This window comes from Psychromonas sp. SP041, from assembly GCF_000470315.2.
Taxonomy (GTDB): domain Bacteria; phylum Pseudomonadota; class Gammaproteobacteria; order Enterobacterales; family Psychromonadaceae; genus Psychromonas.
On the sequence record NZ_CBRF02000007.1, the window covers coordinates 40,259 to 54,967 of the forward strand.

The window sequence follows — 14,709 nt, forward strand, 5'->3', positions numbered from 1 at the left end:
GATTCCTGAATTAAATTATTTGCTTAATGAATTAAATTGGATTGGTTTATCAATAAATTGCACTGCTCTTTAGTGTAAAGAGCAGATGAAAAAGTACTAGAAAATAAGTAGTTGAAATGAAGGTGTTTGAAAGACAGAAAATTGTTGTTGGATTTTTATTATTGTCGGCATTGTGGTTGAGGACTAATAATAGTTTTCCATCCAACCTTCTAATATTAGCGCGGCAGAAACACTGTCTACTTTACCTTTTTCTAATGCTTTATAGCCGCCACGTTCAAAGATAAATTCTTTAGCGCTTGCGGTCGTTAAACGTTCATCTTGAAAAACTGTTTTAACACCAAAACGCCCGGTTAAACGATTGCCAAACTTTTTAGCGCGTTGGGTAATCGGTTGTTCTGTGCCGTCCATATTAAGTGGTAAGCCGACAACAATTAAATCAGGTTTCCATTCTTTAATAACCGCTTCAACGGTATCCCAGTTTGGAATACCATCATTAGCTTTAATCGCTGCAATGGGTTGTGCTGTTGCAGTGATCATTTGTCCTGTCGCTACACCGATACTTTTGGTGCCAAAATCAAAACCTAGTAAGGTATTAGGGGCCTTAATTGGCGTTGATGATGCTGTATTAGTTGTTTCTACTGTCATTATGCGTGGCCTACTTCGCTACTTAATTGTGATGGGTCTACACCGAGTTGTTGTAAAGATGAGTTCCAACGTTTGCTGACGGGGGTATTAAACATGATGTCCATCTCACATTGTACCGTTAACCATTGGTTGTTGCTGATTTCTTCTTCTAACTGGCCTGAATCCCAACTTGAGTAACCTAACGCAACCATGTATTTCTCTGGTTGTGTTTCTGTACCTAATGAAGAAAGGATTAAATTGGAATTAGACATCATTAACTGTTCATTCAAAAGGGTACTTTGAGAGTCATCTTCTATCGGGCTATGTAATACAAAACCTCTGTCCATATCCAATGGTCCACCTAAAAATACAGGTTCTGTGATTGGGGGCATTGGTTCATGGCTGATACTTTCGGCACTTTTTAATAGTTCTTGAATGGTCAGTTTAACAGGATAATTAATAATAAAACCCATTGCACCTTGTTCATCATGCTCACATAAATAGACCACTGAATTTTTAAAATACGGGTCTGTTAATGAAGGCATTGCAATTAAAAAATGGTTTTTTAATGAATTGACCATTTCCGCTTCTGAAGGAGATTCAGGTGGAGTATGTTCAGAGGATGTATGTTCGGTACTGGATTGAACTTCTGAGTGTTCAGTACTAATGTCAGAATCAGCAAAGGGTGTTTTAGTTTTATCTATTGTCATGTGCTTCTCCATTAGTATTGAGTTTATTACCTGCTTGTATCGCTTAGTTCAGGCTTGGTAATAAACTCAATGATTTATATCCAGTGCTATTATGTATCCAAAGTTATCTGTTTCTAGCATTCGACTGTAGTGCGTTAATTATAGTGTAGCCTTTAATGAATGCTAAAGAGTCTTAAAGGCTTATTTAGCACCTTTAACACGTTTCTCAATCGCATCCATTAGCTTACCACTGATATTAGTGCCGTAAGCTTTATCAATTTCTTGGATACACGTTGGGCTAGTCACATTGATTTCAGTGACTTTATCGCCAATAACATCTAAGCCAACAAAAATCAGTCCTTTTTCTTTTAGTTTAGGACCAATGGTATTAGCAATATGCCAATCTGATTCAGAAAGTGGTTGGGCAACACCGGTACCACCAGCGGCTAAGTTACCACGTGTTTCACCTTTTGCAGGAATACGTGCTAAACAGTAAGGCATTGGTTCACCGTCAACAATTAAGATTCGTTTATCACCGGCTTTAATGGCTGGAATAAAGGCTTGCGCCATACAGTAGCGTTGTTCATGTTCAGTTAATGTTTCAATGATCACACCAACATTACTGTCGTTTTCTTTAATGCGGAAGATTGAAGCTCCCCCCATACCATCAAGTGGTTTTAAGATAACGTCTGTGTGTTTTTTATGGAACTCACGGATTTTAGCTGCACTACGCGTCACTAATGTCGTTGGTGTAAATTCACTAAACCAAGCGGTGTAGAGTTTTTCATTTGCATCACGTAGACTTTGTGGTTTGTTGACGATTAAGCAACCTTCTACTTCTGCGCGTTCTAATAAGTAAGTCGCGTAGATGTATTCCGTATCAAAAGGAGGATCTTTACGCATCAATACTGCATCTAGGTCAGAAAGAGGGTGGTCAACGGCTTCTTCTAATTGATAAAAGTTACCTTCTTCACGTTGTACCGTTAGTTTTTTGCTAGTGGCAAAACAACGGCCATCTTCAAGGTACAGATCTTTCATCTCTAAATAATACAGTTCCCAACCACGAGATTGAGCTTCTAATAACATTGCAAAGCTTGAGTCTTTTTTAATGTTGATGTCTGCGATGGGATCCATCACGATGCCAATTTTAATGGTCATATTCTTTCCTATTTCAATAAATTATTAAAAGCTATCGTTAAAGCTATATATGGTTACGCTAAATCACCAAAGCGACATTGTAATGCCGTAATCGCGGTTAATGCTGCTGTTTCCGTGCGTAATACTCTTGGTCCTAATAAGGTTTCGGTGAAATCTAAACTTTCAGTTAAACTAATTTCATCGTCACTTAAACCACCTTCCGGACCAATCAATAAACGCACATGATTAATCTCATTTGGTAATGTGTTGATTGAATACTTTGCGCGTGGATGTAATGTTAATTTACAACAAACAATGTCAAATTCACACCATTGTGTTAAAGCTTGCGTTGCATGAATGGTCGGTACAATATTTCTACCTGACTGTTCACAGGCTGCAATGGCAATTTTTTGCCATTGTTGTTGTTTTTTGGCCATACGTTCAGCATTGAGTTTGACACCACAGCGTTCGCTGATCAGTGGTGTAATTTCATTGACGCCTAACTCGACTGCTTTTTGAATGACAAACTCCATTCTATCACCGCGAGAAATAACTTGCCCTAAGTGTAGATGTAATGGGCTTTCATTATCTGTTGTTTGGAATGACATTATGGTTGCTTGGCAAGTACGTTTTTGTACCTCATTTAATTCTGCTAAATATTGCCCACCTTGACCATTAAATAACGTCACATGATCACCTACATTCAAACGTAATACACGTATATGTTGGGTTGCATCATCCGATAGCGTGATAGTGCTATTTTCAGTTAATGTTTGTGGTTCATAAAAACGAGGGTTACGCATAAAGGTTACTTTTTGATTGTAAATAAGCGCTAGTATAACGTGAAAACATTGAATATCACCACCGCTTAACAGTGACTTATCTGCTGTAATCGCGCCACTTATTAAGTATTTAAAGATAATATCAGTAAAGGTACCATTTAATTACGCTTTCCCTAATATCAATTATGCACAAGATATGGGATAATTTTCGATTTTATTTTGTAGTGATAGTTTAGGATTTTGTTATGACCAACTCTAAGTTAAAAAGTATTACCACCGACCCCAAGCGTGGCGTTTATTTCATTGGTACCACACCTCCTAAACAAGATACAGATATTGAACTCGTATCCGGCATTGCAGATAAATTATTAGGCCGTCTATCTGAAATCGATTACGATGGCTTTATTGTTTATGACATCCAAGATGAAACGTCTCGAACTAATAAACCTCGTCCATTCCCATTTCGATATACGCATGATTCGCGTTTATATTCAAAAATTTTACATGATAAAGTCGACAAGCCAGTGATCACTTATAAAAGTGTTTCACAACGTGATGCCGCTGATTTCTCGGCTTGGTTATCTGATGCTTGGCACCAATTTTCAGTACGCGATATCGTGTTAGTTGGTTCTCCGTCATCGGATGGTGAGATTAAATTATCATTAGCTGATGCTTATAAAGCGGTTGAAGCGCATCCACAAGATTTTTATTTAGGCGGTGTAACGATTGCTGAACGTCACGTTGCAAAGGGCGATGAGCATTTACGATTACGTAATAAACAAAATCAAGGCTGTGAGTTTTTCATTACTCAAGCCGTTTATAATGCACAAGCAACGATTGATTTACTAACGCGTTATGCGAGTGAATGTAGACAACAAGGCATTCAACCTAAACGTGTTATTTTAACATTCTCCCCTTGTGGTAGTGCTAAAACATTAGAGTTCATTGAATGGTTAGGTATTTCAGTGCCAGAAGCGACTTCATTGCGTATTTTAGAATCTGATAATCCATTAAAAGAATCATTACAAATTAGCCGTAATAACTTTGAACAGATTCTACAGGCCGTGTTACCGCTTAATATTCCATTAGGTTTAAACATCGAAAGCTTAACCAATCGCAAAGAAGAGATCGATGCCGCTATATTATTATTTAAACTTCTTAAAGCCACGTTGGATTTAAAACTGGCGGAATCACAACTATAAGTCGACTACATAATGAGCTTGTCAAAGGAACAACAAACGGAACTTACACGGGTCGCTGTCTTTGCTGGACAAATCTTACATCAGCATGGCGCAGAGAGTCGTTTAATTGAACAAACCACCCAACGTATTGGATTAGCATTGGGCGCGGATAATGTTGAATTATCAATTAGCCCCGATGCCATCGTGATCACTAGTTTAGTAAACGGGCATTGTGTGACCACCACAAGACGTTGCCACGACCGAGGCATTAATATGCAAATGGTCTGTGATGTGCAACGTATTTGTGTGATGGTAGAAAAACAGTTACTTGATGCAAAAGAAGTTAAAAAGCGTTTACAGCGTTTAAAACCCTTTAAGCATAACCGCTGGTTAGTGGTGTTAATGATCGGCTTTTCCTGTGCTAGCTTTAGCCATTTCTTTGGTGGTGATAGAGCGGCGTATTGGGTTACTTTTGTGGCGGCAAGTTTAGCCATGATCCTTAGACAAGAGCTTGCTCACCGACAACATAATCCTTTTGTTAACTTTGCCGCTGCGGCGTTCGTTGCCACTATTATTACCAGTGTTGGGGTGATTTTTGAAGCGGGTGAAAATCCGCAAATAGCGATGGCTGCCAGTGTGTTATTACTGGTTCCTGGTTTCCCATTGATTAATGCTGTGTCTGATATGTTGAAAGGACATATTAATATGGGGATTGCGCGATGGGTTTTTTCGACATTACTAGCGATCAGTGTGTCCATCGGGATTGTTGCAGCGATGACCTTAATTGGCGTGTCAGGGTGGACTAATTAATGAACGAATTTTTAAATCTGTTTATTTTATTCATTACTGATGCTTGGTTTGCGTGGATACCGGCTGTTGGCTTTGCCATGGTATTTAATGTGCCGCGTAAAATGTTGATTTTTTGTGCTGCTGGTGGTGCGTTAACACATAGTTTCCGTTTTTTATTACTACACTTCGGTATACCGATTGAATGGGCGACTTTTATTGCATCGGCTAACATGGGGTTCTTAGGGCTTTATTGGTCTCGTAAACACCTTATTCCTCGTCCTGTTTTTACCGTTGCTTCGGTTATCCCTATGATTCCAGGTAGTTATGCGTTTACTGCAATGATTGGGTTAGTAGAAATTAATACCAGTGGTTACAGTTTAGAATTGATGCAAATAGTGATGGAAAATGGTTTACGTACTTTATTCATCCTAACAGCGTTAAGTTTTGGATTAGCCATTCCGTCTATTTTAATTTACCGCGGACGTCCGATTGTTTAGCGACTATTAAGGCGACTATTAAGAATAGTGCCGTTACGACAAAGATGGTCGCATATTAGGCTAGATTGGAATAAGGAATACTGTACACTGTGCGAAAATATTAAGTGCCAATAAAGTGTGCAGAATAAGCGAGTAGGATAATAAAGGTTCATTATGTCAGATAAATTTTTCTTTAAAGGTAAAAAAGAGAAAAAACCAAAACATTCAAGTTATGGTTTTAATACAAAGCGTGCTGTGAAAATGGGTACTGAAGAGTTACCTTTACAGGTGCTTGTTAATAGCGAAGCCCGTGCAGAAGAAATACAAGCTTTAGCTAAAGAGCATGACTTAGTTGTGGCTATTACTATTGATGCTGAAAAAGCAGAAAATACCACAGAATTAGATGTATTGATTAATAAACCAGTCACTACTCGTTTCGATAAAAAGCCTGCTCGTAATGAACCTTGTGTTTGTGGCAGTGGCAAGAAATACAAAAAGTGCTGCGGTTAATTTTTATTTATTAAAAAAGTTATACCGATAACATTAAATAAGTGATCTAAATTTTGCGCAGGAAAAATGACTTAGTTTAAGGCGTAAATTGAGCTAAATGATTGCTTCCTTTACGATATTTACAACGAAGAAATAAGTTATTTTAACAAGTAAAATAGATCAGTTAATTAGTGTGATTGGTATTAATACCGTAAACAACAAAAAGCCCCGATAAAGTTACTTTATCGGGGCTTTTTGTTTCAACGATTATAGTTTGTTAACGATTAACCTTGTTCTAACAAACGTCTTAAGTCAATGAGTGCTGCATTAGCACGCGATACGTAGTTTGCCATGACTAGAGAGTGATTTGCTAAGAAACCAAAGCCACTGCCATTTAAGACCATTGGGCTCCATACGGCTTCTTGAGTCGCTTCTAAATCACGAATGATCTGCTTTAAACTAACCTGTGCATTTTTCTTTTCTAATACATCTGCAAAATCAATTTCTACGGCTTTTAAAAAATGTAAAATCGCCCAAGTAGCCCCTCGGCTTTCATAGAAAACATCATCAATTTTAAACCAGCTTGTTTTGATTTCAACTTCAGAAGCGCTTCTTGTTGATTGTCTTGCTGTTGGGTCACCTGCTAGGTTGGTATCAAAAACATCATTACCGACACTCGCACTTAGGTTTTGTGAAATAGACCCTAAACGTTTTTCGATTTCACGTAACCAATCACTTAAGTTATCGGCACGTGTATAAAACTGTGCTTCAGTCTGATCTTCTGCAACCAAACGGCTGCGGTAACGTTTAAAAGCGTTAATGGCTAGTTTATATTCTTTTTCTGCACTTGGAAGCATCCAATTTTTGTGCGAAATATTCATTTTATTCTGCGCGGTTTCTAAATCTTTATCACCAGTTGATTGAGACTGTGAACGGCTAAAGTCTAAACGCATCACTAATGCTAAATCTCGAACCTGCTCTAACACACCATACTCAAAGGCTGGCATATTATCCATAATTAAGCCGGGAGGCGTCATGTCATTTGATAAAAAGCCACCGGGTTTATCAACTAACCATGTGGTCACATCGATCAGAGCGGTTGTGGTTGCATAGCCTGGGATCATCTCTACATTAGAAATTTTTGCGGCTTCTTGAGTGCGTGATTTTACATTATAGGCAGATGGCATCCATCCCCACCAAATTGATAATAGCCATAAAATAAAAATAACGACGAGGACTATTGGTATAATGCTTTTTTTAATTGAAACGGCCATATTATATTCCCTATTACAGCTGTAAATGTAATGAGACTGTAGCATAATAATGACAAAATTTAATGTACAAGATAGCAATTAAATAGATGAATTTTAAAACTTAATTGTTAAACTTCTCTATTACTAAGTTGAATAACTAAGTTTAATAATGAAGCTTAACAATTAAGTTTCTAAATAGGTTTCTAAATAGGTTTCTAAATAATTTTTTCAATAAATTTATAAATAACAAGTAATCTGGGATAAAAATGAAAATTTCAATGATAGTAGCAATGGCTCATAACCGAGTGATTGGGTTGGATAATCAAATGCCATGGCATTTACCTGCTGATTTACAACACTTTAAAAAAACAACGTTAGGTAAACCTGTGATCATGGGACGTAAAACCTATGATTCAATTGGCAGAGCTTTACCAGGGCGTTTGAATATTGTTGTATCAAGAGATCCTGCATTAGAGATTGCTGGCGTGACCTGTGTTACGTCAGTAGAGCAAGCTTTATTAGTAGCGGAAGGTGTTGAAGAAGTAATGATTATTGGTGGAGCAACTATTTATGAACACTTTTTAGCCGTTGCGAATCGGTTATATTTAACTTTTATTGATTTAGACACAAAAGGTGATACCTGTTTTCCTGATTATTTAGCACAAGGTGAATGGAAACAAGTAGAAAGTGAGGAATATGTTGCAGATGAAAAGAATGCGCATAATTTAGAGTTTGTTACGTTAGACAGAGTGAATACTTAAAGCTATTCACCAATAACTGAAGAGCAATAAGTTGAAATTAGTTGTAATGAGTTATTGAATCAATTTTAGCCGTAAGCAGGGCAGGGTAATGAAAATAACTTCTTATCTTGCCAACGTATCATAGTGAGGCTATTTCCCCATACGCAGCCTGTATCTAATGCGTACAAGTCAGGTTGGTTTGTTTTACCGAGTAATGCAGCCCAATGCCCAAATAAGATAGGTTGCTGATGATCTCTTGGGGTTATTTCAAACCAAGGTTTTAACTTGCTGCTATCGGTTTGCTCTGGGGCTAATTTGTTCTCAAACTCAAGCTCACCTTTTAAGGTGCAATAACGCATACGGGTGAATACATTTATAATGTAACGTGTTCGTTCTATACCTGATAGCGTCTCTTGCCATTGTGTTGGGTGGTTACCGTACATATTTTTAAGTAACGCTTTATAGTTGTCACCGTGTAACTCTTGTTCAACTTCCTGTGCTAATTTTTTTGCTTGCTGAATAGACCATGATGGTAATATTCCCGCATGCACCATAATGAATTTATGTTCAGGATGTTCTAATAATAGCGGTTGTTGACGTAACCATGTTAATAAAGTGTGGCTATCCTCAGCGTCTAAAATAGGGGATATTTGGTCTTTTACTTTGGGTTTATGAATACCTATAGAAGTTGCTAATAAGTGCAGGTCATGATTGCCTAAAATGACTTTTGCCCCTAATTCTTTAAGGTATCTCAATGTTTGAAGTGATTTTGGGCCTCGAGCGACTAAATCGCCAGCGACCCATAATTCATCAGTACTTTGGTCAAAGTTGGCCAAAGATAGTAGCTGTCTCAATTCGTCGTAACATCCTTGAATATCACCTACTATATAAGTTGCCATTATTTATTTACGCTTCTTTTTGTAAACGGTCATAAACATAGTTTGCCACTCGTACATATTCTTCAACAGAAATGTTCTCAGCACGATGACCAATATTAATATCAAGACTGGTTAGCTCTTCTACTGTTAGTAAGTCTCTCCAACCATTACGAACGGTTTTACGACGTTGATTAAAAGCCATTGAACAAACTTGGTTTAATACTTTAAGGCTTTTAGCCACAAAAGGCGGCGTATCGTAAGGTTCTAATCGAACGACTGCAGATTCAACTTTAGGGGCAGGGATAAATGCTGTCGGTGGTACTTCTAGTACAGGAATAACATTACAATAATATTGAGCCATTACACTTAAACGACCGTAAGCTTTACAATCAGGTCCTGCACATAGACGATTTACTACTTCTTTTTGAAGCATGAAGTGCATGTCAGAAATCTTATCCGCAAATTCAAACAAGTGAAACATCAGCGGTGTAGAGATGTTGTAAGGTAAGTTACCAAATACACGTAGTTGTTTATCACCTTGAACTAATTGCCCAAAGTCGAAACGCATTGCATCGGCTTGAGTGATTTTTAATTTATCACGTAAAGTGGGGTGCTTCTCTAGACGTTCAGCTAAATCGCGGTCAAGCTCAACAACATTTAAACAGTTTACTTTAGCTGCAACGGGCTCTGTTAGTGCGCCTAAACCCGGACCAATTTCTACTATGTTATCTTCCGCTTGTGGTGAAATGGCAGCAACAATTGAGTCGATGATATAATCATCGTGCAAAAAGTTTTGTCCAAAACGTTTACGGGCTGTATGGCCTAGGTGGGTTTTATCATTCATTTTTAATTAACCTTGTTGATGTTACTTTGGACCATTGTTATAGCCTCATTGACTGCACACAATAAACTACCTGAATCGGCTTTGCCTGTGCCAGCTAAATCTAGTGCAGTGCCATGGTCAACCGAAGTACGAATAAACGGTAAGCCTAATGTGATATTAACGGACTGACCAAAACCTTTGTATTTTAAAACAGGTAAACCTTGGTCGTGGTACATTGCTAAAACAGCATCTGCATGTTGTAAATATTTATCTTGGAATAGGGTATCTGCTGGTAAAGGGCCAACTAACTGAATTCCTTGAGCACGTAATGCATCTAATGTTGGCTCAATCACTTCTATCTCTTCTCTACCCATGTGACCACCTTCGCCTGCGTGCGGGTTTAAACCACAAACATAGATGGTTGGTTTTTGAATGCCGTATTTTTCAATTAACTCTGCATTCAAAATAGTCACAATGTTAGATATTAATGGTGCAGTGATAGCAGCAGGTACTGCTGACAGTGGTAAATGTGTTGTTACTAATGCAACACGTAAGCCAGTTGTTGCTAACATCATGACCACTAAATCTACATTTGCTTGCTCAGCAAAAAATTCTGTATGGCCGCTGAAGGTAACACCAGCATCATTAATAATACCTTTGTGAACAGGCGCGGTGACAACGGCTGAAAACTCACCACTTAAACAGCCTTGGCTCGCATAGCGAAGTGTTTCTAGTACATAAGCACCATTTGCTGCGTTTAACACGCCTGTTTCTACAGGCGCATCAGTAGCAATATGAGCAACGGTCAATTGACCTATCGACTGGGCCTGTTTAGTGTTATTTTTATCATATTCAATAAACGTTATTTTTTTATTTAATAACTCAGCTCTTGATTTTAAGAGCGTTAAATCAGCACAAATAATTAACTCAACTGGCCAAGTTTTATCAGCTAATTCTAATATTAAATCAGGGCCTATTCCACTTGGTTCGCCTGCGGTGACAACAATACGAGGTAACATTACTCTTCCTCAATAATGTAATCAGGGTTATTGATTTTAATATATGCTTCTTGACGAATTTCATTCAACCAAGCATAAGCCTCAGCTGGAAAACGTTGTCTAAATATCACACTATAAGCTTTTTGTTTTGTTGCACTTTCTGTAGTGTCTGACTCTCGTTTGTCAATTACCTGTAAAATATGCCAGCCATGCATGGTGTGAAATGGTTGACTAATTTCACCAATAGGTTGTGATTTTGCAAGATCTCTGAATTCAGGAACGTACATATTTGGATCTGCCCAACCTAGACCTCCGCCTTTTACAGCAGAACCTGGGTCTTGAGAATATTGTTTAGCCACTTCATCAAATGTTTTAGTACCATCTAGTATTTCTTGACGCAATTTACCTAATAATACTTTAGCTTTCTCATCACTCATGATGATAGTCGGCTTGACTAATATATGACGAGCATTTACTTCTTCTGTCATAATATTTTCGCCACCTTTTTTATCTAATATTTGGATGATATGAACACCCAATCTAGAATGGAATGGACCAATAATGTCGCCTTTTTTATTTGTTTCTGCTAAGTTTTCAGCAAATAGGCTTGGAATGTCTTCCATTTTGCGCCAACCCCAATCACCACCTTCTAACGCTTTAGGGCCTTCAGAATTTGCTAATGCCAATTGTTTGATGTCAGCACCATTTTTAATTTGTTTAGCTAGCTTTTGTGCTTTTTGATCAGCAGCTTGTTTTTTCTCTTCAGAAGCATCATCAGATACTTTCAATAAGATATGCGCAACCTTAAGCTCGGTACTTTGTTCATCCGCTTGATTGATACGGTCAATCACCTGTTGAACTTCTTGATCTGAAATATTGATACGTCTACGAACTTGAACTTGACGTACTTCATTAACAGTTAATTCGTCACGGATATTATTAACAAATGCTTTATAGTTAATACCAGAAGCCGTTAAATCAGAACGCATTTGAGCTAAACTTTTACCTTTATTTTTAGCCATTTCTTCAATGGTTTGATCAAGTTGTGCATCACTAATACGCAGACCAATGCGCTCTGCAATTTGTAATTGTAATCTGTCGTTAATTAATTTATCAAGAATCTGCTTATCAATGTTTTCTTGATTTGGCAGTGTTTCTCCATTTTCTTTATAACGTGCAATTAAGTCACGTTTCATATTTTTCATATCACTTGCTAAAACAAGTTCTTTGTTTACAACTGCTTCAATTTTATCTAGCTGAACTTCAGCTGCATTAGCAAACTGCGGTAAAGCCGTTGCTAAGATAAGTACATTTAAAAATTGTTTTGTTAATTTCATTTTTTACCTATTACTTTAAATAAAATGGACGACCGTAGTCGAATAGACCATCTTCATAACCTGAGTTACCAACCCCACCTAAACCCATTAGTTCAAGTGTTAAGCTGACACTACTTTCTGTTTCAATATTATCATCATAGCTAGCTTCATCTCCAAAGTAAGAGAGCATATGTCTGTCATACGTTAAACCAACAGCCCAGCAACATGATTGATATTTAAGGCCAATAATACTCTCAAAACTGTTTTGAAATTCAACATTATAATAATAGCTAGCAAAAGTGGACCATTGAGTGTCAATTGACCAATTTACCTTTGTACCTATTTGATTAACAATTTCATCCCAATCAGCATTTTCATCTTCTTTGTAATAACGGTAACTTAATTGTGCGTAAGTATTATAAGCCCAACGTTTTTCAAACGTCGTATTAGCACGTTGAATAAAGTTATCATCACTATCCCATTCTATTCCTGCATGGAAGAAGTAGTCATTATCAAAGTTAACGTCAACTTCACTGACTATTGATGATCTGTTTGTTTCTTTATCATCGTCATCATCTGTAGGCAATACGGTGCGAGAATCAGAAAAGTAATAATTCTGCCCAATCGCAAAACGTAATCTTTCTTTACCTTGGTCATTTAAAAAGCTAGTTGAGATACCAAGGGTAATTTGATCCGCTTCTGCTATTCTGTCGTAACCAGAGTAACGGTTATCACGAAACAATCCATAATAATCTTGTTGTAGGGCTGTTGTATCATATAAACCAATACCAGACTGATCTTGATATGGAACATATAAATACTGTACTTGCGGCACTAATGTTTGGCGGTAATCGTCACCAAACCAAGAAAAATCTCTTTCTAAATTGATACCTGAATTGATTTTAAAAGAAGGTAAGTAACGTACTGTTGACTCTTCTAAATCATCATACCAATCATATTTAGTGGCGTTATCTAAGTCTTGTTGATAATAACTCAACATGTATTTCAGCTCAGTATTCACAAACAATGAATCATAATAGAGTGGTAAAGATAACTTTGGTTCAACATGAATACGGGTACCGGTGTAAACATCATCATCATTATGCTCAAAGCGTGTTATTTCAGAATACCAGTCAAACTGTAAGCTTTTCCAATTTAGAGGTTGGTAAGCGCTAAAGGCTAATTTAGGTAATACAATATGTGGCATATCATCATCAGCATCATTAAGCACTTGGAACTTACGTACTTCTAATTCAGCACTCCAATTTGTTTTGGTATAGTTTAAATTTGCATTTTGCAGCAATTGGTTATCGCTTCGGCTACCATAATCTGTACTGATATCGTTGAAGTAATACTCATCACTAACTTTGTTGTAATCTACATTGAAGTTCCAATCTTCCGCAAAAGTCACATCATGATCGAAATGGACTAAATAACGCTCACCTATATCGTCACCGTCATCATCTTTACGAATTTTATCATCATTCAAGTACTCTAATTGCAATGTACCTGAGCCAACATCGAATAAATAACGATATTCTGCTGCCACTAATAGACCACGGTTTTGCATATAAGTCGGCGTAATTGTTGCGTCTTGATTGGGAGCTATGTTGATGTAGAGTGGTTGATTATAAGTAAAACCATTAACCGATGAAAACTCATAGGTAGGGAACAATATACCTGTTTTACGTTTGTCAGATAATGGGTAACTGATGTACGGAAAGTAAAAAACAGGAACATCTTTTATTCTTAATACCGCATTATAAGCGGTGCCCATATCTGCTTCTTTATCAATATATAGCGTTGATGCATCTAAACTCCAAGTAATATCATTCGGAGGGCAGGCTGTATAACTTGATGAATTTAGTTCGTATTGGCCTTGGCCATTATCATAAACACGCTCTGCATTACCTCGACCGCCTCGTCCATGGAATTGAAACTGGGTCTGGATTAAAGAGGATTCATCAGTTTTGAAGTTAGTATTAATCTCATCTGCAATTAAGGTTACTTGACCATCAACATAACGAGCATTACCCATTGCATTGGCTTGTTCTGTACTTCGGTCATATATGATTCTATCTGCATCTAAAGATTTCTCTCCTTGTATTGCATTAACATCTCCTTCATAAATAACCTTTCCGTTTAACCCTCTTAAAGAGTCAGCATCGATGCTGATGGGAATTTGGTTTCTATCGACGTTATTGTTACGCTCTGTAATAGGAGGAACTTGTTGATAACATTGTCTGAAATAAAAATTAACATCGCGTGGTGCTGATTTTTCTTCCAAGCTTTGCGAAACAACTTCTAACTCTGCTTCATTAGCAGAATCTAATGTCTCATTTAAATCACTCGTATCAGTTTGCTGGGCAACTGCACTGGCAATAGGAGATAGAAAAAATAATAATGGTATTAGTTTTAGCATGAATAACTCATCTACAAGTGCTTAGAAACATCAGAAAACGCTAAGCAGAAAACAACAGTATAACCACGTATAATAAAGTAAACTTTTGCTGGCTCCAATCTTTGATTGCCCA

15 protein-coding genes are annotated in these 14,709 nt (G+C 37.4%); 5 read left to right on the top strand and 10 right to left on the bottom strand.

From position 1 onward, the window contains the following. Positions 1 to 183: 183 nt before the first annotated feature. The 4 genes from ruvX to rsmE all read right to left on the bottom strand — a co-directional run bounded on the left by ruvX (position 184) and on the right by rsmE (position 3,253). Positions 184 to 645, bottom strand: a complete 462-nt coding sequence (ruvX, locus tag SP041_RS05470; protein ID WP_051368642.1) for a Holliday junction resolvase RuvX — start codon at positions 643 to 645, stop codon at positions 184 to 186. Further along, positions 645 to 1,334 (bottom strand): YqgE/AlgH family protein, encoded by a 690-nt coding sequence (locus SP041_RS05475; RefSeq protein ID WP_025565876.1) that lies wholly within the window; start codon positions 1,332 to 1,334, stop codon positions 645 to 647. Before SP041_RS05475 ends, ruvX begins: the two co-directional genes overlap by 1 nt. 180 nt (positions 1,335 to 1,514) lie before the next feature. Beyond that, on the bottom strand, positions 1,515 to 2,471 hold the full coding sequence (gshB, locus tag SP041_RS05480; RefSeq protein ID WP_025565875.1) for a glutathione synthase: 957 nt from the start codon (positions 2,469 to 2,471) through the stop codon (positions 1,515 to 1,517). A gap of 53 nt (positions 2,472 to 2,524) precedes the next feature. After that, positions 2,525 to 3,253, bottom strand: coding sequence for a 16S rRNA (uracil(1498)-N(3))-methyltransferase (rsmE, locus tag SP041_RS05485; RefSeq protein WP_025565873.1), 729 nt, complete (start codon positions 3,251 to 3,253; stop codon positions 2,525 to 2,527). A gap of 224 nt (positions 3,254 to 3,477) precedes the next feature. Here rsmE and SP041_RS05490 point away from each other — a divergent pair, with 224 nt between their 5' ends. From SP041_RS05490 to SP041_RS05505, 4 genes are all read left to right on the top strand, one after another. Further along, on the top strand, positions 3,478 to 4,434 hold the full coding sequence (locus SP041_RS05490; protein WP_025565872.1) for a methylenetetrahydrofolate reductase: 957 nt from the start codon (positions 3,478 to 3,480) through the stop codon (positions 4,432 to 4,434). 12 nt (positions 4,435 to 4,446) lie between these two features. Further along, positions 4,447 to 5,223 (top strand): threonine/serine exporter family protein, encoded by a 777-nt coding sequence (locus SP041_RS05495; protein WP_025565870.1) that lies wholly within the window; start codon positions 4,447 to 4,449, stop codon positions 5,221 to 5,223. Next, positions 5,223 to 5,699, top strand: a complete 477-nt coding sequence (locus tag SP041_RS05500; protein ID WP_025565869.1) for a threonine/serine exporter family protein — start codon at positions 5,223 to 5,225, stop codon at positions 5,697 to 5,699. Before SP041_RS05495 ends, SP041_RS05500 begins: the two co-directional genes overlap by 1 nt. 153 nt (positions 5,700 to 5,852) lie before the next feature. Then, positions 5,853 to 6,188, top strand: coding sequence for a PBPRA1643 family SWIM/SEC-C metal-binding motif protein (locus tag SP041_RS05505; RefSeq protein ID WP_025565868.1), 336 nt, complete (start codon positions 5,853 to 5,855; stop codon positions 6,186 to 6,188). Positions 6,189 to 6,451: 263 nt separating this feature from the next. On the opposite strand, the gene SP041_RS05510 is transcribed toward SP041_RS05505, so the two are convergent. Then, the gene (locus SP041_RS05510) at positions 6,452 to 7,441 is read right to left on the bottom strand and encodes a DUF2333 family protein (RefSeq protein ID WP_025562743.1); all 990 of its coding nucleotides are present in this window, start codon (positions 7,439 to 7,441) and stop codon (positions 6,452 to 6,454) included. Between the two features lie 245 nt (positions 7,442 to 7,686). On the opposite strand from SP041_RS05510, the gene folA reads away from it, so the two are divergent. Then, entirely contained in the window at positions 7,687 to 8,181 is a 495-nt protein-coding gene (gene folA / locus SP041_RS05515) for a type 3 dihydrofolate reductase (RefSeq protein ID WP_025562742.1), read from the top strand. A gap of 65 nt (positions 8,182 to 8,246) precedes the next feature. On the opposite strand, the gene SP041_RS05520 is transcribed toward folA, so the two are convergent. From SP041_RS05520 to lptD, 5 genes are read right to left on the bottom strand one after another with little or no spacing between them, the layout of a single operon-like run. After that, positions 8,247 to 9,059: a symmetrical bis(5'-nucleosyl)-tetraphosphatase gene (locus SP041_RS05520; RefSeq protein ID WP_025562741.1), complete on the bottom strand. Its 813-nt coding sequence runs from the start codon at positions 9,057 to 9,059 to the stop codon at positions 8,247 to 8,249. A gap of 7 nt (positions 9,060 to 9,066) precedes the next feature. Continuing rightward, positions 9,067 to 9,882: a 16S rRNA (adenine(1518)-N(6)/adenine(1519)-N(6))-dimethyltransferase RsmA gene (gene rsmA, locus SP041_RS05525; RefSeq protein WP_025562739.1), complete on the bottom strand. Its 816-nt coding sequence runs from the start codon at positions 9,880 to 9,882 to the stop codon at positions 9,067 to 9,069. Between the two features lie 2 nt (positions 9,883 to 9,884). Then, positions 9,885 to 10,880, bottom strand: coding sequence for a 4-hydroxythreonine-4-phosphate dehydrogenase PdxA (gene pdxA / locus SP041_RS05530; RefSeq protein ID WP_025562738.1), 996 nt, complete (start codon positions 10,878 to 10,880; stop codon positions 9,885 to 9,887). Beyond that, the gene (gene surA / locus SP041_RS05535; RefSeq protein ID WP_025562737.1) at positions 10,880 to 12,196 is read right to left on the bottom strand and encodes a peptidylprolyl isomerase SurA; all 1,317 of its coding nucleotides are present in this window, start codon (positions 12,194 to 12,196) and stop codon (positions 10,880 to 10,882) included. Before surA ends, pdxA begins: the two co-directional genes overlap by 1 nt. Before the next feature lie 10 nt (positions 12,197 to 12,206). Beyond that, the gene (gene lptD / locus SP041_RS05540) at positions 12,207 to 14,597 is read right to left on the bottom strand and encodes an LPS assembly protein LptD (RefSeq protein WP_025562736.1); all 2,391 of its coding nucleotides are present in this window, start codon (positions 14,595 to 14,597) and stop codon (positions 12,207 to 12,209) included. Positions 14,598 to 14,709 lie beyond the last annotated feature (112 nt).